At 71.7% G+C, this 21,515-nt stretch carries 19 protein-coding genes; 4 read left to right on the forward strand and 15 right to left on the reverse strand.

Annotation, left to right across the window (positions count from 1 at the left end; genetic code table 11):
- The first annotated feature begins 344 nt into the window (after positions 1-344).
- On the forward strand, positions 345-1,946 hold the full coding sequence (locus tag ACLU3S_RS10020; protein ID WP_413951393.1) for a beta-N-acetylhexosaminidase: 1,602 nt from the start codon (positions 345-347) through the stop codon (positions 1,944-1,946).
- 70 nt (positions 1,947-2,016) lie between these two features.
- Here ACLU3S_RS10020 and ACLU3S_RS10025 read toward each other — a convergent pair whose 3' ends face one another.
- The 12 genes from ACLU3S_RS10025 to ACLU3S_RS10080 form a co-directional block, all read right to left on the reverse strand.
- Positions 2,017-3,786 carry an IucA/IucC family protein gene (locus tag ACLU3S_RS10025; protein ID WP_413951394.1) on the reverse strand — a complete coding sequence of 590 codons (1,770 nt, stop codon included), beginning with the start codon at positions 3,784-3,786 and terminating at the stop codon, positions 2,017-2,019.
- Complete coding sequence (locus tag ACLU3S_RS10030) at positions 3,783-4,307, reverse strand: GNAT family N-acetyltransferase (RefSeq protein ID WP_413951395.1); 525 nt, start codon at positions 4,305-4,307, stop codon at positions 3,783-3,785. The genes ACLU3S_RS10025 and ACLU3S_RS10030 overlap by 4 nt, the downstream gene beginning before the upstream one ends.
- Entirely contained in the window at positions 4,304-5,587 is a 1,284-nt protein-coding gene (locus tag ACLU3S_RS10035) for a lysine N(6)-hydroxylase/L-ornithine N(5)-oxygenase family protein (RefSeq protein ID WP_413951396.1), read from the reverse strand. The genes ACLU3S_RS10030 and ACLU3S_RS10035 overlap by 4 nt, the downstream gene beginning before the upstream one ends.
- Positions 5,571-7,013: a lysine decarboxylase DesA gene (gene desA / locus ACLU3S_RS10040; RefSeq protein WP_413951397.1), complete on the reverse strand. Its 1,443-nt coding sequence runs from the start codon at positions 7,011-7,013 to the stop codon at positions 5,571-5,573. Before desA ends, ACLU3S_RS10035 begins: the two co-directional genes overlap by 17 nt.
- 117 nt (positions 7,014-7,130) lie before the next feature.
- Positions 7,131-7,970 carry a siderophore-interacting protein gene (locus ACLU3S_RS10045; protein ID WP_413951398.1) on the reverse strand — a complete coding sequence of 280 codons (840 nt, stop codon included), beginning with the start codon at positions 7,968-7,970 and terminating at the stop codon, positions 7,131-7,133.
- 40 nt (positions 7,971-8,010) lie between these two features.
- Complete coding sequence (locus ACLU3S_RS10050) at positions 8,011-9,057, reverse strand: ABC transporter substrate-binding protein (RefSeq protein WP_413951399.1); 1,047 nt, start codon at positions 9,055-9,057, stop codon at positions 8,011-8,013.
- Positions 9,058-9,199: 142 nt separating this feature from the next.
- Positions 9,200-9,634 carry a hypothetical protein gene (locus ACLU3S_RS10055; protein WP_413951400.1) on the reverse strand — a complete coding sequence of 145 codons (435 nt, stop codon included), beginning with the start codon at positions 9,632-9,634 and terminating at the stop codon, positions 9,200-9,202.
- Positions 9,635-9,658: 24 nt separating this feature from the next.
- A complete protein-coding gene (locus ACLU3S_RS10060) occupies positions 9,659-9,856 on the reverse strand; it encodes a hypothetical protein (protein WP_413951401.1) in 198 nt (65 codons plus the stop codon).
- Positions 9,857-10,072: 216 nt separating this feature from the next.
- Positions 10,073-11,233 (reverse strand): acyl-CoA dehydrogenase family protein, encoded by a 1,161-nt coding sequence (locus tag ACLU3S_RS10065; RefSeq protein ID WP_413951402.1) that lies wholly within the window; start codon positions 11,231-11,233, stop codon positions 10,073-10,075.
- A gap of 5 nt (positions 11,234-11,238) precedes the next feature.
- Positions 11,239-12,183 carry a hydroxymethylglutaryl-CoA lyase gene (locus ACLU3S_RS10070; protein ID WP_413951403.1) on the reverse strand — a complete coding sequence of 315 codons (945 nt, stop codon included), beginning with the start codon at positions 12,181-12,183 and terminating at the stop codon, positions 11,239-11,241.
- Positions 12,180-14,183, reverse strand: a complete 2,004-nt coding sequence (locus ACLU3S_RS10075) for a biotin carboxylase N-terminal domain-containing protein (RefSeq protein ID WP_413951404.1) — start codon at positions 14,181-14,183, stop codon at positions 12,180-12,182. Before ACLU3S_RS10075 ends, ACLU3S_RS10070 begins: the two co-directional genes overlap by 4 nt.
- 11 nt (positions 14,184-14,194) lie before the next feature.
- Complete coding sequence (locus ACLU3S_RS10080; protein ID WP_413951405.1) at positions 14,195-15,811, reverse strand: carboxyl transferase domain-containing protein; 1,617 nt, start codon at positions 15,809-15,811, stop codon at positions 14,195-14,197.
- Between the two features lie 107 nt (positions 15,812-15,918).
- On the opposite strand from ACLU3S_RS10080, the gene ACLU3S_RS10085 reads away from it, so the two are divergent.
- From ACLU3S_RS10085 to tesB, 3 genes are all read left to right on the forward strand, one after another.
- The gene (locus ACLU3S_RS10085) at positions 15,919-16,515 is read left to right on the forward strand and encodes a TetR/AcrR family transcriptional regulator (RefSeq protein ID WP_413951406.1); all 597 of its coding nucleotides are present in this window, start codon (positions 15,919-15,921) and stop codon (positions 16,513-16,515) included.
- A gap of 151 nt (positions 16,516-16,666) precedes the next feature.
- On the forward strand, positions 16,667-17,824 hold the full coding sequence (locus ACLU3S_RS10090) for an acyl-CoA dehydrogenase family protein (RefSeq protein WP_413951407.1): 1,158 nt from the start codon (positions 16,667-16,669) through the stop codon (positions 17,822-17,824).
- Between the two features lie 35 nt (positions 17,825-17,859).
- The gene (gene tesB, locus ACLU3S_RS10095) at positions 17,860-18,726 is read left to right on the forward strand and encodes an acyl-CoA thioesterase II (RefSeq protein WP_413951408.1); all 867 of its coding nucleotides are present in this window, start codon (positions 17,860-17,862) and stop codon (positions 18,724-18,726) included.
- 231 nt (positions 18,727-18,957) lie between these two features.
- Here the strand turns inward: tesB and ACLU3S_RS10100 are convergent, their stop codons facing one another.
- The 3 genes from ACLU3S_RS10100 to ACLU3S_RS10110 form a co-directional block, all read right to left on the reverse strand.
- Positions 18,958-19,470: a hypothetical protein gene (locus ACLU3S_RS10100; RefSeq protein ID WP_413951409.1), complete on the reverse strand. Its 513-nt coding sequence runs from the start codon at positions 19,468-19,470 to the stop codon at positions 18,958-18,960.
- A gap of 57 nt (positions 19,471-19,527) precedes the next feature.
- Positions 19,528-20,316: a phosphatase gene (locus ACLU3S_RS10105; protein ID WP_413951410.1), complete on the reverse strand. Its 789-nt coding sequence runs from the start codon at positions 20,314-20,316 to the stop codon at positions 19,528-19,530.
- A 71-nt stretch (positions 20,317-20,387) separates the two neighbouring features.
- On the reverse strand, positions 20,388-21,515 hold a 1,128-nt coding region (locus tag ACLU3S_RS10110; protein WP_413951411.1), incomplete at its 5' end, for a helix-turn-helix domain-containing protein.

Consider the following 21,515-nt stretch of genomic DNA (forward strand, 5'->3'; position numbering starts at 1 on the left):
AATCGTGCCCGATTTCGGGCAGATACCTGTGGGTGTGACCGTGGATCCGAGATCGAGGGTGTGGTCTGTGTCACCGTGGGCGCGGCGGGCCGCAGCCTGGACGCGTTCAGCGCCCCCGACTCCTACGAGGGCCACGAGCACGAGGCCGACTCCGTGGCCCGGCCCGCGGCGGAGAGGACCGGCGCTCCCGTCCCGGCCCGGGGCGAGTCGCGGGGCGTTCGCCGCCGAAGACCCCGGTAGCGTCCTTCCGGGTGATTTCCGCCGTACGGGGATTGTTTCACCGGATCTGCGGGAGAGTGGTCTCGACCACATCCGACGGTCGATCACATCTGAAGGGAGCGCATGTGAGACGGCACCACAGCACGACTCCCCGGACACCTCGCATCCTCGGATCACTCCTGCTCGTCGCCGCGGCCGGTGTCTTCGGCCTCGGCGCGGCCCCCACCGCGCGCGCCGCACCGCCGGCACCGCTGGACCGGGTCGTCCCGGCACCCGCCTCCGTGCGGCCGGGCGGCACCCCGTACCGCATCACCCGCGGCACCCGCGTCCGTGTCGACGGACCGGCCGAGGCCCGCCGCGTCGGCGCCTACCTCGCCGGCATCCTGCGGCCCTCCACCGGCTACCCGCTGCCGCTCATCGACCACGGCAACGCCGGCATCCGACTCGTGCTCGCCCGGGGCGACTTCGGCGCCGAGGGCTACCGGCTGCACAGCGCCGCCGACGGCGTCACCATCGCCGCGAGCGCCCCCGCAGGCCTCTTCCACGGCGTCCAGACCCTGCGCCAGCTCCTCCCGGCGGCGGTCGAGAAGAGGACCGTCCAGCCCGGACCCTGGCAGATCGCGGGCGGCACCATCGAGGACCACCCGCGCTACGCCTACCGCGGCGCCATGCTGGACGTCGCCCGGCACTTCTTCACCGTCGCCCAGGTCAAGCGGTACATCGACCGGCTGGCCCTCTACAAGATCAACGAGCTGCACCTGCACCTCAGCGACGACCAGGGCTGGCGCATCGCCGTCGACTCCTGGCCGCGCCTTGCGACCTACGGCGGCTCCACCGAGGTCGGCGGCGGCGCGGGCGGCTACTACACCAAGGCCGACTACCGGGAGATCGTCCGCTACGCGGCCTCCCGCTACCTCGAGGTCGTCCCCGAGGTGGACATGCCCGGCCACACCAACGCGGCCCTCGCCTCCTACGCGGCGCTCAACTGCGACGGCGTGGCACCCCCGCTGTACACCGGCACCAACGTCGGCTTCAGCTCGCTGTGCGTGCCCAAGGACATCACGTACACCTTCGTCGACGACGTGGTCAGGGAGCTCGCCGCCCTCACGCCCGGCCGCCATCTGCACATCGGCGGCGACGAGGCGCACTCCACCAGCCACAGCGACTACGTGACGTTCATGGACCGCGTGCAGCCGATCGTCGCCAAGTACGGCAAGACGGTCATCGGCTGGCACCAGCTCACCGGCGCCCACCCCGTCAAGGGCGCCCTCGCGCAGTACTGGGGCCTGGACAGCACCAGCGCGGCGGAGAAGGCACAGGTCGCCGAGGCCGCCCGGAACGGCACGGGCCTGATCCTGTCCCCGGCCGACCGGGTCTACCTCGACATGAAGTACACGAAGGACACCAGGCTCGGGCAGGACTGGGCGGGCCTGGTGGAGGTGAAGCGGTCCTACGACTGGAACCCGGGCGCCTATCTGCCGGGGGTCCCCGCCGACGCCGTCAAGGGGGTGGAGGCCCCGCTGTGGTCCGAGACCCTGACGACGTCCGCCGACATCGACTACATGGCCTTCCCGCGCCTCGCCGGCGTGGCCGAGCTGGGCTGGTCCCCGGCGGCCACCCATGACTGGGACGCCTACAAGGTACGGCTGGCCGCCCAGGGTCCGCGCTGGACGGCCCTCGGCATCGGCTTCTACCGGTCGCCGCAGGTGCCCTGGCCGGCGAACTGACCGCACGCAGACGGGCACCCCTGAAGGACCGTACTTCGGGGGTGCCCGTCCGTCCGCGGTGCCGCGGCGCTCAGAACCCGGCGATGGGGTTCCTCAGCGTGCCCACCAGCTGCAGCGCCCCGGACGGATCGGCGAGGTCGACCATCTGCCGGTTGTCGCGCAGCTGGAGCCGGTTGAGGCAGGACAGCGCGAACTCCTCGGCGAAGATGTCGTACCGGCGGAACCGGTCGGCCAGTTCGGGCGCCGACTCCTGGTACTCGCGGGTGACTTCCGCGACCGTGCGCCAGAAGTCGTCCTCCTCCAGGATGCCCTCGGCGGCGAGGTTCGCCGCGAGGAAGCGGAAGAAGCAGTCGAAGACGTCGGTGAACAGCGACAGCAGCTTCCTGTCGTCCGGCACCTCGACCCGGATCCGCCGGACCTCGGGCGGCAGGTCCGCGTCCGGGTCCATCACCGCGATCTCCTCGGCGATGTCCTTGAAGACCGCCCGCCGCACGGCCCCGTCCTCCAGCACCAGGATCACGTTCTCGCCGTGCGGCATGAACACCAGGTCGTAGGCGTAGAAGCTGTGCAGGAGCGGGGTGTAGTACGCCCGCAGGTACCGGCGCAGCCAGATGGTGGGCGCGAGCCCCGACCGCTCGATCAGGGCGCCCGCGAAGGAGGCGCCCTTGTGGTCGACATGCAGCAGGGAGGCCATGGTGGCGAGCGACTCGCCGTCCCGGAGCGAGGGTACCGGGCTCTCCCGCCACAGCGCGGCGAGCATCCTGCGGTAGGGCGAGTGGCGGTCGGTGGCCCGCTCGTACTCCAGGTGCCGGTAGCCGACGGCCGCCCGTTCCCGGATGATCGTCAGGCCCGTCGACTTCAGCACCGGGTCGTGCTCGATCAGCTGGGCGAGCCAGTCGTTGATCGCCGGGGTCGCCTCCATGCAGGCGGCCGAGAGCCCGCGCATGAAGCCCATGTTGAGGACGGACAGGGCCGTCTTGACGTAGTGCTTGTGCGGGGCGGTGACGTTGAAGAGGGTCCGTATGGACTGCTGGGCCAGGTACGCGTCGTCGCCCTCGCCGAGGCAGACGAGGTGGCGCCGGGCGACCTCGGCGGCGAAGGTCACGGAGAGCTTGTTCCACCACTGCCAGGGGTGCACCGGGATGAACAGGTAGTCGGCCGGGTCGAGGCCCTGCCCGGTGAGCGTGGCGCGGAAGCGGTCCAGCGTGCGCTCGCCCAGCTCCCCGCGCAGGAAGGACTCGTACTCGATGCCGGCCCCCGCCGTGAACGCGGCCCGCGAGCGGTGCGCGGCCAGCCACACCAGCCGCACCGGGCTCGCGGTCTCCGGGGCGTACGACAGGTACTCGTGGACGCCGAACCCGAGCCGCCCGTTGTTCGCGACGAAACAGGGGTGGCCCTCGGTCATGCCGGTCTCGACGGCCTGGAAATCCCGGCGGGCCAGCTCGGCGGAGGTCACCTGCGGCTTGGCCAGCTTGTAGCAGGTGCCGGAGAGGGTGGAGGAGATCTCCTCCAGGTAGACCGGCAGGATCTCGTCGCTCAGCCCCAGGGTCCTCCTCAGCTCGACGAAGAAGTCCAGGGCGGACAGGGGGAGTTCCCGGCCGTCGCGGTGCCGGCTGACGGAGGCGGCGTCCACCTCCCAGTGGTCGAGGGCGCGGCGCACGGCACGGAACCGGTAGGCGGTGAGCCCGTCGTCGCTGCGGACGACGTACCGGTCGCCCTCCTCCTCAGGCGTGATCAGCCGCTCGTGCGCGAACTCGGCGAGCGCCTTGCGCATCAGCATCCGGCCGGCGGTCTCCCAGCGCTCGGGCGAGAGGTGGGCCACGGCGTCGGCGAGGGTCATTTGACCACCGCCTTCGCGAACCGCTCCCGGGTGCAGAAACTCAGCAACGCCGTCTTCTCCGGCTTGCGGATCTCCCGCTCGGGCACGAACCCGACGGCCGCGTTCAGGGCGTGTACGGCCGTGTTGCGCACGTCCGGTTCCACGACGACGCGGCGCACCGCGGGATCCTCGAAGAGGTGCGCCAGCACCGCCGTGATGACGGCCCGCGTGAACCCGTGCACGGGGGTGTCGGTGGGCGCGACGAGGAAGTGCATGCCGACGTCGCCCGGCTGCGGCTCGTACAGCCCGGCCAGCTCCCGGTGCGCGGGGTCGTACCGCTCCATCAGGAAGACCGGCTCCCCGTCGCACAGCCCGAGGAGGGCGTCGTGGTGCTCGTCCGCCGCGATCTGCCGGTAGACCCGCTCGACGTCCGCCGGCCTCGCGTCCCGCATCATCCAGAAGGCGGCCTTGGGGTGGGTGACCCAGCGGTGCAGCAGCGCGGCGTCCCGCGGGGGATCGAGGGGGCGGAAGGTGAACCTCATACGGCGAACTCCTGGAAGGCGACGGACTTCTCGACCGGGTAGTACTCGGTGCCGAGCAGCTCGCGGATGATGCAGCTGTTGCGGTACGCGCCCATGCCGAGGTCGGGGCTGGTGATGCTGTGGGTGTGGACCGCGGCGTTCTGCAGGAAGACGCCGCGGCCGGTGACGTCGACGGCGTAGTTGCGGGCGACGTCGAAGTTGCCGTGCCCGTCGAAGCGGAGGCGGTCGCGGACCGGGGCGAGGAAGGCCGGGGGCTCGTAGTGGTAGCCGGTGGCCAGCAGCAGGCCCTCCGTGCGGATCTCGAAGTCCTTGTCCTGCTCGTCCTGGTGGAAGCCTAGGGTGTAGGCGCCGTCCGCGTACGTCGCGCTCCGCAGCGTGGAGTTGGTGAGGAGCCGGGTGGGCAGCGGGCGGTCGCCGCTCTCGACGTTCTTCTGGTAGAGAAGGTCGAAGATCGCGTCGATCAGCTCCGAGTTGATGCCCTTGAACAGGCCCTTCTGCTGCTTCTGCAGCCGGTAGCGCGTCTCCTCCGGCAGCGCGCGGAAGTAGTCGATGTAGTCCGGGGAGGTCATCTCCAGGGTGAGCTTGGTGTACTCCAGCGGGAAGAACCGCGGGGAGCGGGTCACCCAGTTGAGCCGGTAGCCGTGGACGTCGATCCCGGACAGCAGGTCGTGGTAGATCTCGGCCGCGCTCTGGCCGCTGCCGACGATCGTGATCGACCTCTTCGCCCGCAGCTCCTCCTTGCGGTGCATGTACTGGGAGGTGTGCAGGAAGTCGCCGCCGAGCCCCTGGCAGGCCCGCGGCACGAAGGGGACCGTGCCCGTGCCGAGGACCAGGTGCCGGGCGCGGAACGTCTCGCCGGTGGCGGTGCGGACCACATACAGCTCGTCCTCGTACGTCACCTCGGTGACCGTCGTGCCGAAGCGGACGCTGCGGAGTCCGCTCGCGGCCCAGCGGCAGTAGTCGTCGTACTCGATCCGCAGGGGGTAGAAGTTCTCGCGGATGTAGAAGGAGTACAGCCGGCCCCTCTCCTTCAGGTAGTTGAGGAAGGAGTACGGCGAGGTGGGGTCGGCGAGGGTGACCAGGTCCGACAGGAAGGGGGTCTGGAGGTGGGCGCCGTCCAGGAACATGCCGGCGTGCCACTCGAAGCCGGGCTTGGACTCCAGGAAGACGCCGTCCAGTTCGGCGATCGGCTCGGTGAGGCAGGCCAGGCCGAGGTTGAAGGGGCCGAGCCCGATCCCCACGAAGTCATGCGTGCGGCGTGCCTCAGGAAGCGCGGTCAAGGGACTCTCCCAGGTACTGCTCGGCGTGGCCGGCGATCAGGTCCAGGACAGCGGCGATGTCGGCCGGCGTCGTCTCGGGGTTGAGCAGGGTGAACTTCAGGTAGTGGCGGCCGCCCACCGTGGTGCCCGCGACCACGGCGTCACCGGAGGCGAACAGCGCCTTGCGGGCGTAAAGGTTCGCGCGGTCGATGTCGGCCGGGTCGGTGACGGCCGCCGGGACGTAACGGAAGACCAGGGTGGACAGGGCGGGCTCGACGACGACGTCGAAGCGGGGGTCGGCGGCGAGCAGCCGCCAGCCCTGCGCCGCCAGGTCGCAGACCTGGTCGAAGAGTTCGCCGATGCCGTCGGCGCCCATCACCCGCAGGGTCAGCCACAGTTTCAGGGCGTCGAAGCGGCGGGTGGTCTGCAGGGACTTGTCGACCTGGTTGGGGATGCGCTCGGCCACCATGCGGCGCGGGTTGAGGTAGTCGGCGTGGTAGGTGACGTGGCGCAGGGTGGCCGCGTCCCGGACCAGCACGGCGGACGAACTCACGGGCTGGAAGAAGGACTTGTGGTAGTCGACGGTGACCGAGTCGGCACGCTCGATGCCGGCGAGGCGGTCGCGGTGCCTGAGCGAGGCGAGCAGCCCGCAGCCGTAGGCGGCGTCCACGTGCAGCCACACGCCGTACTGGGCGCACAGTCCGGCGATCTGCGGCAGCGGGTCGATGGAGCCGAAGTCGGTGGTGCCGGCGGTGGCGACGACGGCCATGGGGACCAGGCCGTCCCGGCGGCAGCGCTCCAGCTCGCGGGCGAGGGCGACGGTCCGCATGCGCCGGTCGTGATCGACGGGGACGGTGACGACCGCGTCCGGCGCGAGGCCGAGGACCTTGGCGGACTTGCGGACGCTGAAGTGGGCGGCCTCGGAGGCCAGGACGCGCAGCCCGGCGGCGGAGTCGGTCTTCGCCTCCTCGCGGGCCAGCAGCAGCGCCTGGAGGTTGGACTGGGTGCCGCCCGAGGTGAACACGCCGTCGGCGGCCGGGCCCAGGCCGATCCGGGCGGCCGTCCAGTCGATGAGCCTGCGCTCGATGAGGGTGCCGCCGGCCGACTGGTCCCAGGTGTCGAGGGAGGAGTTGACCGCCGAGAGCACGGCCTCGCCGAGCACCGCGGGGATGACGACGGGGCAGTTGAGGTGGGCGAGGTAACGGGGGTGGTGGAAGTAGACGGCGTCCCGGAGGTAGACGTCCTCCAGTTCGTCCAGGGCGGCGACGGCGTCGCCCAGCGGCCGGTCGAGGTCGACGGCGTCGATGCGGGGGGCGAGGGCGTCCACGGTGACGCCGGTGAACGGACGGTCTGCGGTGGCGAGCCTGGCCGCCACCCGCTCCACTCCTTCGGTCACGGAGCGGCGGTAGTGCTCCGCGGTGAGGCCATTGAGCAGGTGCGAGCGCATGGGGGGTCCTCCGGGGCGAGCGATGTCTATTTAGGTTAGCCTAACCTTACTTCCTTGGATCAAGGTATGCCTCTGCGATGACCTGGCGTCACCGCAGGGGGAGTTGCCCGGGGAGTCTCACTCCGCCGCGCGGAGCTCTTCCTCGCTCATGCCGCGTCGCCAGTACCCGACGAAGACGACCCGGCGGCGGTCGACGCCGCGCTCGCCGACGAAGTGCCGCCGCAGCGCCTTCACCTGGCCCGACTCGCCCGCGAGCCACACGTACGGCCGCTCGGCGGGCGGCAGTGGGGCGGCCCGTACGGCGTCGACGGCCACCGGGGCGCCGCCGCGCCGCACGAGCCAGGTGATCTCCGCGTCGGCGTCCGTGGGCACGTCCTGGATGTCCCCGGCGTGCGGCACCTCGAGCCAGGCGCGGGCGCGGGTGCCGGCGGGGAGCGACTCGAGGATCGCGCTCGCGGCGGGTACGGCGGTCTCGTCGCCCCACAGGACGACCAGGTCGGTGTCCCCGGGCGGGCGGAACCGGATGGCGCGGTTGTCGGCGACGGTCGGCCCGAGCAGCAGGACGCGGTCACCGGCGGCGGCGCGGGAGGCCCAGCGGGAGGCGGGGCCGGCGGGGGAGGCCCCGGATGCGACGCCGTGCAGGGCGAAGTCGATGTCGATCTCGTCGGGTTCACGTCTGAGGGCGCGCAGGGTGTACGAGCGCATCACCGCCCGTACGTCGTCCGGGAGTTCGCGCCAGCCCTGCCACCACCCGTCCTCCCGGTCCAGCGGGACGACGGGCTCCGACTGGCCCGGGTGCGGCAGGAACAGCGACAGGGACTGGTCGCGTCCGGCGGAGTGGAAGGCGTGCAGGCCGGGTCCGGCGAAGGTGACCCGGAGCAGAGACGGGCCGAGCCGCCTCGTCCGTACGACCTGCAGGGAGAAGAAGCGGAACGGGGCGGCCACGGCCGTCGTCATGACTGGCTCCTGAGAGGGGGGACTTCAGGAAAACGGGGGGTCAGCCGACCTTCCGGGCCTTCTCCAGGGCCTCGGCCAGGGTGGTGAGCAGCGGCACGCACTTGTCGTAGGAGAGGATCGGCTCCGGCGACCGGGCGATGACCTGGCCGGCCTTCACGGCGGGCAGTTTCCTCCAGGTCGGCTTGGTGATGTCGGCGGGCTGGATGGCCGAGGTGCGGTCGTCCATCATGATGATGTCGGCCCGGTACTTGTCGACGTTCTCCCAGCTCAGCGACTCGTACCAGCCGCCGCCCCGCTTCTTGGCACTCTCGGGCGGCTCGACGAAGTTCACGCCGAGGGCCTTGAAGTACTCCAGGTCGATGGAGAGGTTGCTACCGGAGACGTAGAAGAGCTGATCGCTGGCGCTGCCGGCCATGACCTTGATGTCGGGCTTGGCCTTGGCGGCGGCCCGCAGCCGGGCGGCGGCGGCCTCGAAGCGCTTCTTGGCGTCCGTCACCTTCGCGGCCCTCATGTCCGCGCCGAGCGACTCGGCGAGGTCCCACATCCGCTGCAGCGGCTCGGTGAGTTGGCGGTCGTAGACGGAGATGCCGACGCTGGGCGCGAGCTGCGCGATCTTCTTCTTCGACTCCTCGGGGACGTACCAGAGCGTCCCGGCGTTGTCGAACATCGTGGAGATCAGCACGTCCGGGGCGAGGGAGGCGTACTTCTCGAGGTTGAACTGGCCCCAGGCGTTGCCGAGGATCGTCACCTTGCTGATGTCCATGTCGCCGGCCTGGACGTCGGCCGTGCCGTCCTTGGTCCGCGTCGGGCCGAAGACGCCCTTGACCTGGATGCCGTAGTCGTACAGCGCGGCGCCCACCCCGGTGAACGCCACGATGTTCGCGGGCACTTTGTCCAGCTTGGCGGTGGTGCCGCGGTCGTCCTTGAAGGACCAGGGGCCGGACCCGCCGGCCGCCGCGCCCTTCCCGGACGTCGTGCCTTTCCCCTTGCCGTCCCCGCAGGCGGCGAGCGCGGCACCGAGTCCGAGGGCGCCGCCCGCGGCGAGCAGTCCGCGGCGATCGAGGTGGAGGGAACGGGCGTTGGGCATGGGTATGACTGCTTTCGACCAGGGCGGAGCGCCCACCGGACAGGCTGAGAGAAGGTTAGCCTAACCTTACCTAGCGTCCAAGGTGGGGCCCGCCGCTCGGCGCGGCATGCCCTGCCGCGCTCCGGCCGTCAGGAAGGGGACGTCAGAACTTGTAGTTGGTGAGGACGGCGTTCCCGAAGACGTCGTAGACGGACGCGTAGCCCTCCTTCGAGTCCTTCCACGAGGCGAAGGCCTTGGCGATGGCGGTGGCAGTGGCCTGTGCGTCCTTCACCGGCGTCTTGTCGCCGTTGATGTCGGTGGAGATGTAGGCGTTGCCCGTCTGGTCGTTCCACTCCCCGATGATGCGGTCCACGCGGGGCGCGGCGGTCTTCTGCTCGGCGGTGCCGTGCTTCTCGACCCAGGACCGGAATTCCGCGGCGTTCTGCTTCGACCGCGCTTTGTCCGTGTCGGTCGGCAGTTTCTCCACCACCCCGACCTTGTCGGGCTTCGCGGCTTCCTCGGTGGAACAGCCGGCCGTTCCGGCGATCAGAACAGCGCCGAGCGCGAGAAGGGCGCCGATGCGGGGGGTGCGCTTCACGGGGATCTCCCTCGGATACGTTGGTCAGACGTTCATGCGGCCTGTGTCCAGGGAGAGATGGGGATCCGGCATGGCCGTGCGGAAGCCGTACGGTTCGACACCGCGCCGCGGCCGGCCGGCGAACGCCGAACTGGCCGTGTCTACGCTGTATGTGCTGGACTCGGCGTCGTGGTCGAAGCATCGCGTCGTGCCGTCCTCGGGCACCTCGACGCAGGCGTTCACGCCCTGAAACTCCCCCTGTTCACTTCCGGTCCTGCGCATCGGCCGGTGGTCAGCGGGCCGTTTCGCGCGCGTGATCGGAATCGGGCCAGAACCTAACACGGAAGCAAAGTCCCTGCAATGAAGGCCCGTTGGCGCGCAAAGTCGCGACGGGTGTCCAGGAGGTCGTCCGGCCGGAGCCGGCTCCTGGGCACCCGTCGGTGTGCCGGAGCGGAGCGGTCAGCTCATCAGGCCCAGTTCCCGGGCGATCAGCATGCGCTGCACCTCGCTGGTGCCCTCGCCGATCTCGAGGATCTTGGAGTCGCGCCACATGCGGGCCACCGGGTACTCGTTCATGAAGCCGTAGCCGCCGTGGATCTGCGTGGCGTCACGGGCGTTGTCGACGGCGACCGTGGAGGAGTACAGCTTGGCGAGGGCCGCCTCCTTCTTGAAGGGCTCGCCGGCCACCAGCCGGGAGGCGGCGTCGCGCCAGGCGAGGCGGGCCGTGTGCGCCTTCATCTCCATGTCCGCGATCTTGAACTGGATGGCCTGGTTGGCGCCGATGGGCCTGCCGAACGCGTGGCGCTCCTTCGCGTACTTCACCGACTCGTCCACGCAGCCCTGGGCGAGGCCGGTGGCGAGCGCGGCGATGGCGATGCGGCCCTCGTCGAGGATGCGCAGGAACTGCGCGTAGCCGCGGCCCTGTTCGCCGAGCAGGTTGGCCGCCGGGACCCGGACGTCCTGGAAGGACAGCTCGCGCGTGTCGGAGGCGTTCCAACCGACCTTTGAGTACGGCGCCGCCACCGTGAACCCCGGCGTGCCGGACGGGACGATGATCGCCGAGATCTGCGGCCTGCCGTCGGGCTTGCGGCCGGTGACGGCGGTGACGGTCACCAACCCCGTGATGTCCGTGCCCGAGTTGGTGATGAAGCACTTCGTGCCGTTGATCACCCACTCGTCGGTGTCCGGGTCCAGGCGGGCCGTCGTCCGGGTCGCGCCGGCGTCGCTGCCGCCGTCCGGCTCGGTCAGGCCGAACGCGCCGAGGATCTCCCCGGAGCACAGCCGGGGGAGCCACTCGCGCTTCTGCTCCTCGGTGCCGAAGAGGTGGACCGGCATCGCGCCCAGCGAGACCCCGGCCTCCAGGGTGATCGCCACCGACGAGTCCACCCGGGCCAGCTCCTCCAGGGCGATGCCGAGGGCCAGGTAGTCGCCGCCCATGCCGCCGTACTCCTCCGGGAACGGCAGCCCGAACAGGCCCATGCGGCCCATCTCGCGGACGATCTCGTACGGGAACTCGTGCCGCTCGTAGAAGTCGCCGATCTTCGGCGCGACGACGTCGTGCGCGAACTCCTCCACCGTACGGCGGAGTTCCTCCAGCTCGGGGCTGAGACGGTGGTCCATGCTGATCACTGGTCCTTGTGGGAGAGAGCGCGGACGGTACGGGACGGGCTGGGCCGGTCCAGATGGGCGGCCATCCACACGCTCGTGGCGGTCAGACGGCCGAGGTCGACCCCGGTCTCGATGCCCAGTCCCTGCAGCATCCAGACGAGGTCCTCGGTGGCGAGGTTGCCGGTGGCGGACTTGGCGTACGGGCAGCCGCCGAGCCCGCCGGCGGACGCGTCGATCGTCGTCACGCCGTGCTCCAGGGCCGCGTAGGTGTTGGCGAGCGCCTGGCCGTAGGTGTCGTGGAAGTGCACGCCGAGCACGTCGGTCGGCACGCCCTCCTCGCGCAGCAGGTGGAGCAGTTGGTGCACATGGCCCGGGGTGGCCACGCCGATCGTGTCGCCGAGGCTCAGCTCGTCGCAGCCCATGTCCCGCAGGGCCCGGCAGACGCGGACCACCTGGTGGAGGGGAACCGCGCCCTCCCAGGGGTCGCCGAAGCACATCGACACATAGCCGCGCACGTGCACGCCCTCGTCCTTCGCGCGCCGCACCACCGGCTCGAACACGGCCAGCGACTCGTCGAGCGTGCGGTTGAGGTTGGCCTTGGCGAAGGACTCGGTGGCGCTGGCGAAGACGGCGACGCGGTCGGCGCCGAGCGCGAGCGCCCGGTCCAGGCCGCGGTCGTTGGGCACCAGGACCGGCAGGGCGACCCCGGGCAGGCCGCTCACCATCGGGAACAGCTGCTCGGCGTCGGCGAGTTGGGGCACCCACTTGGGGTGCACGAAGCTCGTCGCCTCGATGGTGGTCAATCCCGCGTCGGCCAGCCGGCGGATGAACTCCGCCTTCACCTCCGTGGGCACGGCCGCCTTCTCGTTCTGCAGCCCGTCGCGCGCGCCGACCTCGTGGATCCGCACCCGTGCGGGCAGGTCCGGGGCCGGTACGACCATGGGCAGTCCGTCGGCGCTCATTCCGCCGCCTCCTCCTTCGGTGCGATCACGGCCAGCACCTGGTCCATGGCGACCGTGGTGCCCGGGGACACGTCCAGCTCGGTGACCGTGCCGGCGTGCGGGGCGGAGATGACGTGCTCCATCTTCATCGCCTCCACCACCAGCAGGCTCTGCCCGGCGGCCACCTCGTCGCCCACGGCCACCTTCACCACGGTCACCGTGCCCGGCATCGGCGCGGTCAGCGAGTCGGCGCCCGCGTGCCCGGCGCGGGTCAGGGACGCGGCCACCGGGTCGTGGTCGCGCACCTGCCAGACGTCGCCGTCCCGGCCGAGCCAGGTGCCGTCCGGCACGGTGGCGAAGGTGTGGCGGACGCCGTCGAGCAGGAAGGTGAAGCGGTGCCCGTCACCGGGTCCCGGGTGCGGCCCGCGGGAGCCCGGCAACGGCTCGGTCGCGCCCGGCAGCAGCAGTTCCGTTCCGCCGCCCGACGTCTCGCGCACGCGCACGGTCACCGGCTCGTGCCCCGGCACCCGCAGGTGGTGCGGTGTCCAGGCCCGCTCCCCGCCCAGACGCCAGCCGTCGGCGGCGGCGAACGGGTTCGCCCAGCCGGAGCCGCGGGCGGGCGCGAGCGCGGCCTGCCGCAGCAGCGCCGCCGCGGCGTACACCTCCGCCGGTACCTCGTCGGGCACCAGCTCGTCCACCACCCGCTCCACCAGCCCGGTGTCCAGCTCGCCCGACACCACCGCCGGGTGGGCCAGCAGCCGGCGCAGGAACCCGGCGTTGGTCTGCACGCCCAGCGTCACCGTCTCCGCGAGCGCCGCGCGGAGCTTCCTGAGCGCCGTCGCCCGGTCGGGGCCGTACGCGATCACCTTGGACAGCATCGGGTCGTACAGGCTGCCCACCTCGGTGCCCTCGCTGAGCCCGGAGTCGGTGCGCACGCCGTCGCCCTCGGGCTCGTGCAGCAGCAGGACGGAGCCGCCGGAGGGCAGGAAGCCGCGTGCGGGGTCCTCGGCACAGACGCGGGCCTCGATCGCGTGCCCGGTCAGCGTCACGTCCTCCTGCGCGAAGCCCAGCCGCTCCCCGGCCGCCACCCGCAGCTGCCACTCCACCAGGTCGAGCCCGGTGACGAGCTCGGTGACCGGGTGCTCGACCTGCAGGCGGGTGTTCATCTCCATGAAGTAGTACTGCGAGGGGTCCTCGCCCGGCACGATGAACTCCACCGTGCCCGCGCCCCGGTATCCGCAGCTGCGGGCCGCCTGGACGGCCGCCTCGCCCATCGCCGCGCGCGTGGCCTCGTCGAGGAGCACGCTCGGCGCCTCCTCAACGATCTTCTGGTGCCGCCGCTGGAGCGAGCACTCGCGCTCGCCGAGGTGGACCACGGTGCCGTGGCCGTCGGCCAGCACCTGGATCTCGATGTGCCGGGGCCGGTCGATCCACCGCTCCACCAGCAGGGTGTCGTCGCCGAAGGAGGCACGGGCCTCGCGGCGGGCGGCGGCGATCTCCTCCTCCAGCACGGTCATGTCCCGGACCAGCCGCATGCCCTTGCCGCCCCCGCCCGCGGAAGGCTTGAGCAGCACGGGCACGCCCAGCGCGCGGGCCGCCTCGGCGAGGTCGGGGTCCCGGCCGCCCGGCACCACCGGCACCCCGGCCGCCCGCACCGTCTCCTTCGCCCGGATCTTGTCGCCCATGAGCGCGATGGCGTCCGCGGGCGGACCGACGAAGACCAGCCCGGCCTCCTCGCACGCGCGCGCGAAGCCCGCGTTCTCCGCGAGGAAGCCGTAGCCCGGGTGGACGGCCTGCGCGCCCGTGCGGACGGCGGCCTCCAGCAGCCGCTCCACCGACAGATAGCTCTCGGCGGCCGGCGCCGGCCCGATCCGGACCGCCGTGTCGGCCTCCCGGACGTGCCGCGCGTCGGCGTCGGCGTCGGAGAAGACCGCCACCGAGCGCACGCCCAGCGAGCGGAGCGTACGGATGACGCGTACGGCGATCTCGCCCCGGTTGGCGACCAGCACTGTGTCGAACACGGTTCCCCTCCTCACATCCGGAAGACGCCGAACTGGGGCTCGCCCAGCGGCGCGTTGGCGCAGGCCGTCAGGGCGAGTCCGAGCACCTGACGGGTTTCGAGCGGGTCGATCACGCCGTCGTCCCAGAGGCGGGCGGTGGCGTAGTAGGCGTTGCCCTGGCGCTCGTACTGCGCGCGGATCGGCGCCTTGAATGCCTCCTCGTCCTCGGCGGGCCAGGACTCCCCGCGGGCCTCCAGCTGGTCCCGCTTGACCGTGGCGAGGACGCTGGCGGCCTGCTCGCCGCCCATGACCGAGATCTTGGCGTTGGGCCACATCCACAGGAAGCGGGGGGAGTAGGCGCGGCCGCACATCGAGTAGTTGCCCGCGCCGTAGGAGCCGCCGACGACGACGGTCAGCTTGGGCACGCGCGTGCAGGCGACCGCGGTCACCATCTTGGCGCCGTGCTTGGCGATGCCGCCCGCCTCGTAGTCCTTGCCGACCATGAAGCCCGAGATGTTCTGCAGGAACACCAGGGGGATCCCGCGCTGGTCGCACAGCTCGATGAAGTGCGCGCCCTTCTGGGCGGACTCGGAGAAGAGGATTCCGTTGTTGGCGACGATCCCGACCGGGTGGCCGTGGATGCGGGCGAAGCCGGTCACCAGGGTCTGCCCGAACTCGCTCTTGAACTCGGCGAACCGCGAGCCGTCGACCACGCGCGCGATGATCTCGCGTACGTCGTAGGGGGTGCGCGAGTCGACCGGGACGGCGCCGTACAGCCCGTACGGGTCCACCTTCGGCTCGACGGGCGGCTGGACCTCCCAGGGCAGGGACCGCCGGGCCGGGAGCGTGGCCACGATGTTCCGGACGATGCGGAGCGCGTGCCCGTCGTCCTCGGCGAGGTGGTCGGTGACCCCGGAGACGCGCGAGTGGACCTCGCCGCCGCCCAGCTCCTCCGCCGTCACGACCTCGCCGGTCGCCGCCTTCACCAGCGGCGGGCCGCCCAGGAAGATCGTGCCCTGGTTGCGGACGATCACGGCCTCGTCGCTCATCGCCGGGACGTACGCGCCGCCGGCGGTGCAGGAGCCGAGCACGGCCGCGATCTGCGGGATGCCGGCGCCGGACATCCGCGCCTGGTTGTAGAAGATCCGCCCGAAGTGCTCGCGGTCGGGGAACACCTCGTCCTGCATCGGCAGGAAGGCGCCGCCGGAGTCGACCAGGTAGACGCACGGCAGCCGGTTGTCGAGGGCCACCTCCTGCGCGCGCAGGTGCTTCTTCACGGTCATCGGGTAGTACGTGCCGCCCTTGACGGTGGCGTCGTTCGCCACGATCACGCACTCGCGCCCGCTGACCCGGCCGATCCCGGCGATCACCCCGGCCGCCGGCGCCTGCCCGTCGTACATCCCGTCGGCCGCGAGCGGGGCCAGCTCCAGGAAGGGCGAGCCCGCGTCGAGCAGCGTGTCGACCCTGTCCCTCGGCAGCAGCTTGCCTCGCGCGGTGTGCCGGGCACGGGCCCTCTCGCCGCCGCCGAGCGCCGCCGCGGCCAGCTTGCCGCGCAGCTCCTCCACGAGCGCGAGATGCGCCTGTTCATTGGCCCGCCAGGCCTCCGACGCGGGATCTGCCGCGCTCTGAAGCTCCGGTGCCTGTTGCATCCTGCGGTCCCCTCACGCGGTGATCGAACCTGTGATCCGCTGTTAATGAGCGTTAACCATTTCCTTCAGGTTAACGACCGCTAACCTCGCTGTCTAGAATTGGCCGCATGGTGACGAGAACCGACGCCCCCACCCGCCGCGAGCAGATCCTCAAGGAGGCTGCCCGGCTCTTCGCCGAGCGCGGCTTCCACGGCGTCGGCGTCGACGAGATAGGCGCGGCCGTGGGCATCAGCGGCCCCGGCCTGTACCGCCACTTCGCGGGCAAGGACGCGATGCTCGCCGAGCTGCTGGTCGGCATCAGCGGCCAGCTGTTGACGGGGGCCAAGCGGCGCCTGGCGGAGGCCGACGGGGTGCCCGCGACCCGCATCCTCGACTCCCTGATCGAGGGGCACATCGACTTCGCCCTGGACGACCGGCCCCTCATCACCCTGCACGACCGCGAGCTGGACCGCCTGCGCGACAGCGACCGCAAGCTGGTCCGCCAGCTCCAGCGGCAGTACGTCGAGCTGTGGGTGGAGGTGGTCCGCGAGGTCTACCCGGCCCTGACCGAGCCGGCCGCCCGCTCGGCCGTCCACTCGGTCTTCGGCCTGCTGAACTCCACCCCGCACCTGGGGCGCGCGGGCACGCTCCCGGGCCGCGGGACCACGGCCGCGCTGCTGCACCGGATGGCCCGGGGCGCCTTCGAGGCGGCCGGCGCCGAGTGACCCGCCGGGTCGGGGCGGGCGCGCGCCGCCCGGCGTGACGAGCGTTACGGCCCGACCCCCCTGGACGCACTTCCGTACTCGCCGGTATCTTCTGATCTGAGCAAGCGCTTAGACATGCCGAAGTCATGCCGAGGTACGTGGAGGTGGCGGCGTGCGCCGTACGGTGTTCAACGAGGATCACGAGGCGTTCCGGGAGACCATTCGCGCCTTCATCGAGGCCGAGGTCGTGCCCGTGTACGACGAGTGGCTCGCCGCCGGCCAGGCGCCGCGCGACTTCTACTACAAGCTCGGTGAGCTGGGCGTCTTCGGCATCAGCGTGCCGGAGGAGTTCGGCGGCGCGGGCCTGGACACCCACAAGTTCGAGGCCGTCCTCTACGAGGAGACCGCCCGCGCGGGCGTGGCGTTCGGCGGCTCCGGGGTGCATGTGCTGCTCGCCCTGCCGTACATCAAGATGCTGGCCACGGACGAGCAGAAGAAGCGGTACCTGCCGAAGTTCGTCACCGGCGAGGAGATGTGGGCCATCGCGATGACCGAGCCGGGCACCGGCTCCGACCTCGCGGGCATGAAGACCACCGCCCGGCTCTCGGAGGACGGCACCCACTACGTCCTCAACGGCGCCAAGACCTTCATCACCGGCGGCGTGCACGCCGACCGCGTGATCGTGTGCGCCCGCACCGCGGCGCCGACGGCGGAGGACCGCCGGCACGGCATCTCCCTGTTCGCCGTGGACACCAAGTCCGAGGGCTACTCCGTCGGCCGCAAGCTGGACAAGCTCGGCCTGAAGACCTCCGACACCGCCGAGCTGGCGTTCGTCGACGTCAAGGTGCCCGTCGAGGACCTGCTGGGCGAGGAGAACAAGGGCTTCTCCTACCTCGGCCACAACCTGGCCTCCGAGCGCTGGGGCATCGCCTTCGGCGCCTACGCGCAGGCCAAGGCCGCCGTCCGGTTCGCCAAGCAGTACGTGCAGGAGCGCACCGTCTTCGGCAAGCCGGTCGCCCACTTCCAGAACACCAAGTTCGAGCTGGCCGCCTGCCAGGCCGAGGTGGACGCCGCCGAGGCCGTCGCCGACCGCGCCACCGAGGCCCTGGACGCCGGCGAGCTGACCCCCGCCGAGGCCGCCTCCGCCAAGCTGTTCTGCACCGAGGTCGCCCATCGCGTGATCGACCGCTGCCTCCAGTTGCACGGCGGCTACGGCTACATGAACGAGTACCCGATCGCCCGCCTGTACGCGGACAACCGCGTCAACCGCATCTACGGCGGCACCAGCGAGATCATGAAGACGATCATCGCGAAGGACATGGGCCTGTAAGCCGAGCACAATCACTGGCCGGTACAACTAAAGCCATGAGCCAGGCACTCCAGGATCTCCTCGATCTGCTCGACCTCGAGCAGATCGAGGAGAACATCTTCCGCGGCCGGTCCCGCTCCGCCGTCGTGCCCCGCGTCTTCGGCGGGCAGGTGGCGGCGCAGGCGCTGGTCGCCGCCGGGCGGACGGTCCCCGCCGACCGGCCCGCCCACTCGCTGCACGCGTACTTCCTGCGGCCCGGCGACCCCGGCGCGCCGATCGTCTACACCGTCGACCGCATCCGCGACGGCCGGTCCTTCACCACCCGCCGCGTGGTCGCCGTCCAGCACGGCAAGCCTATCTTCCACCTCTCGGCGTCCTTCCAGGTGTACGAGGAGGGGCTGGAGCACCAGGCGCCGATGCCGCCCGCGCCCGACCCGGCGACCCTGCCCACCTCCCAGGAGCGGATGCGCGGCTACGGGCACCTCGCGCCCGAGGTCGTCGAGAGGTTCCTCGAGGCGCGCGAGGCGATCGACCTCAGGTACGTGGACGAGCCGCCGTACGGGAAGTACGGCGAGCCGCGCGAGCCGCACAGCCAGGTGTGGTTCCGCACCAACGGCAAGCTCGACGACGACCCGCTGCTGCACGTCGTGCTCGCCACCTACGTCTCCGACATGACCCTGCTGGACTCCGTGCTGCTCGCGCACGGCCGCGGCGGGTGGGCCGTCGGCGACGTCGTCGGGGCCTCCCTGGACCACGCGATGTGGTTCCACCGTCCCTTCCGTGCCGACGAGTGGCTGCTGTACGACCAGGAGTCACCGACCGCGCACGGCGGGCGGGGCCTCGGCCAGGCCCGTATCCACACGCAGGACGGGCGGCTGGCCATCACGGTCATCCAGGAGGGCGTGGTCCGCGTCCCGCGCTGACCAGGCAGTTGTCTCCGAGGTGCCAAGTGGCGGATGGGGGATTAGGCTCGGTGTTTGAAAGCCGCAAGTGCATGGCATACGCGGCCGACGAGGTCTCCGGAAACCCTCTGACCTCAGCCGCGGCACCCGATGGCGTGACAAGCTCCGGGCGGGCCGCAGGCGTCGACCGCACAGGTGTGTCGCACACGATCCAAGCGGTGACATCCGAAAGACCGTCCCGCACTTTTTTCTTTACCTTTTTTGTGCGGCGACGGCCATCCACCTCGCGCTCTCCCGTCCCTTCGGGAGCCGTGAGAGACGATGGAACGGAAGGTATCTCCTATGCGAGCACAACGCGCGAGGCGTCTCTTCGCCATGTCCGCAGCCGGCGTGATGCTGGCAGGCGGAGCCGCCCTCGGCGCCGCGGGAACCGCCTCGGCGGCATCGTACGACCACCAGGGAAATCACGGCTCCTACAACTGGGGCTATGACAACTACTGGGGCGGTTACGGCGGCGGTCACGGCGGTCACGGTGGCGGTCACGGCGGTCACGGCGGCGGCTACGGCGGCGACCACGGTGGCGGCTATGGCGGCGGTCACGGTGGCGGCTATGGCGGCGGTCACGGCGGCGGTTATGGCGGCGGTCACGGCGGTGGCGGTCACGGCGGTGGCGGTCACGGTGGTGGCGGTCACGGTGGCGGCGGTCACGGCGGTGGCGGTCACGGCGGCGGTGGCGGTGGCCACGGCGGCGGTGGCGGCGGCCACTGAGCCGAATCCCCCTGAACGGAATGTGTGGCCCCGTGCGCGGGGCCACACATTCCGTCATTCCAGGCCGGCCGCCGCGAGCAGATACGCGGTCATGGGGTCGTAGTGCCGCGGGCTGACGACGTGGTCGTCGAGCGGTACGACGACCTGAAGAGTGCCCTCCGACTCGGCCAGGAACAGCGCCGGGTCGTTGCAGTCGGCGTATCCGGCGGAGTCCAGGCCGTGCTGTCCGGCGTAGCCGGCCCAGCCGTGGTCGGCGACGACCAGGTCCGGCAGCGGACGCCCCGCCCGCTCGAGTCCTGTCAGAACGGCCCGCATCGGCTCCCCGGAGTGCGTGTGCCACAGCGTGGCGCCGTGCTCGAGGACGGCGACGTCCGCGAACTGCATGACGTAACCCTCCTCCGTCTGCAGCCCGTCCGGGATGACGACGATCTCGCAGCCCGCGGCGCGCAGAGCCGCAGCCGTGGCCCGGTGCACGTCCAGCAGGCCGCCCGGGTGGCCGGTGGCGAACAGCACCCGCTGCCGCCCCTCGGCGGCCTTGCGCAGCCGCGCCGCCAGCCGGTCCAGTGCGCCCACCGTCAGCTCCGGGTCGATGGTGTCCTGCCCGTACCGGTGCCCGGGGTCGTCGTTCACACCCACCCGCTCGGCCATCACCGCGAGCACGTCCTGCTCGTCCGTCCAGCGGTCGCCCAGCTCCAGACCGAGCCAGAAGTTGCGCTCGCCGTTGGCCAGCTTGCGGTAGTGGGAGAGGTTGTTCTCGCGGGGCGTGGCGACGTCCCCCGCGATACGGGTCCTCACCAGGTGGTCGACGAGCTGGGCGCGGCTGGGTGTCCCGGATATCGGCATGCGTCCATTGTGGGGCAGCCCCCCGCGGGGGGCCTCGGCATGTCGCCCGCTGGGACGCGCGTCACGGTCCGTCAGCCGTGCCGCAGCGCGAACCACAACTCCATGCGCACGTCCGGGTCGTCCAGGTCGGTGTCGAGCAGGGACGAGCAGCGGGCGATGCGTTGCCGCACGGTGTTGCGGTGCACGTCCAGCGCCACCGCCGTACGGTCCCAACTGCCGTGCAGCGACAGCCAGGTGCGCAGTGTCTCGGCGAGCGCCGGCCGGCCCGCGAGCGGGGCGAGGAGCGCGCGGGCGTGCGTCCGGGCCTGGTGTGGCGGCACCAACTCCGCGATGCCCGGTTCGCCTCGGTGGCGGACCAGCGCAGAGCGCATCGCCAGGGCCCGGGCCAGGGCCCTGGCCGCCTGCAGATCGGCGGCCGGCCACTCGCGCGGCTCGACGGCCGCGCTGACCCCGAGGGTCCAGCCCGGCACGGCGGCCAGTTCCCGCTCGGCGGGCACCAGTACGCGGACGACGTCCCGGCCGAGGTCGACCAGCGGTGACCCGACGGCCGCCCCCAGCGCGGAGGCGGCGACGGCGTCCGGCGCCTGTGTCTCCGGCCGTGCGTGCACCACCACCCACTCGCCGTCCCCCAGCAGCGCGGCGACCGACTCCGGCGGGGCGCCGAGCAGCAGCCGCACCAGCGCGGACGACCGCGCCGCGCCGGCCCCGCTCTGGTGCTCCCCGGTGAGCAGCGACAGCAGCACGGCCGCCACGGAGGCGATCGTGTGACCACCGGGCTCCCGCTCCCCACTGGCCACTCCGAGCACGAAGTCCCCTCCGGCACCGAGGGCGTACACGGCCAGGTGCGTGTCCCCGAACGTATCGGTGGCGGAGGTGGGACGCACGGGGGAGACCCCGGGCGTACCGCCGGGTCCCGTGGCGGGACGGGTGGCGGAAGCTCCTGGCGCGGTGCTGAGGCCCGTGGCGGGACGGGTGGCGGAAACCCCCTGCGTACCGGCGGAGCCGGAGGTGGGTCGGGCCGCGGAGACTCCTGGCGTGCTGGCGGGTCCGGAGGTGGGTCGGGGCGCGGAGACTCCTGGCGTACTGGCGGAGTCGGGCCGGGCGCCCGCAGCCCCCGTCGCGCCGGCGGAGCCCGAGGCGGGACGGGCTGCGGAAGCCCCCGTCGGCCCGGTGGACGTGCGCGGCGCGCCGCTCGGGCC

This window comes from Streptomyces sp. AF1A (assembly GCF_047340315.1).
In the GTDB taxonomy this organism is placed as follows: domain Bacteria; phylum Actinomycetota; class Actinomycetes; order Streptomycetales; family Streptomycetaceae; genus Streptomyces.

Coding starts and splice junctions, on each gene's coding strand:
- ACLU3S_RS10025 (WP_413951394.1), bottom strand. CDS start 3,786: ATGACCCTCGCCGACGCCGTGGCCCACCTCTCGCCCGAGCGCTGGGAG.
- ACLU3S_RS10030 (WP_413951395.1), bottom strand. CDS start 4,307: ATGAGGTTCACCTTCCGCCCCCTCGATCCCCCGCGGGACGCCGCGCTG.
- desA (WP_413951397.1), bottom strand. CDS start 7,013: ATGCGCTCGCACCTGCTCAATGGCCTCACCGCGGAGCACTACCGCCGC.
- ACLU3S_RS10045 (WP_413951398.1), bottom strand. CDS start 7,970: ATGACGACGGCCGTGGCCGCCCCGTTCCGCTTCTTCTCCCTGCAGGTC.
- ACLU3S_RS10050 (WP_413951399.1), bottom strand. CDS start 9,057: ATGCCCAACGCCCGTTCCCTCCACCTCGATCGCCGCGGACTGCTCGCC.
- ACLU3S_RS10065 (WP_413951402.1), bottom strand. CDS start 11,233: ATGGACCACCGTCTCAGCCCCGAGCTGGAGGAACTCCGCCGTACGGTG.
- ACLU3S_RS10070 (WP_413951403.1), bottom strand. CDS start 12,183: ATGAGCGCCGACGGACTGCCCATGGTCGTACCGGCCCCGGACCTGCCC.
- ACLU3S_RS10080 (WP_413951405.1), bottom strand. CDS start 15,811: ATGCAACAGGCACCGGAGCTTCAGAGCGCGGCAGATCCCGCGTCGGAG.
- ACLU3S_RS10085 (WP_413951406.1), top strand. CDS start 15,919: ATGGTGACGAGAACCGACGCCCCCACCCGCCGCGAGCAGATCCTCAAG.
- tesB (WP_413951408.1), top strand. CDS start 17,860: ATGAGCCAGGCACTCCAGGATCTCCTCGATCTGCTCGACCTCGAGCAG.
- ACLU3S_RS10105 (WP_413951410.1), bottom strand. CDS start 20,316: ATGCCGATATCCGGGACACCCAGCCGCGCCCAGCTCGTCGACCACCTG.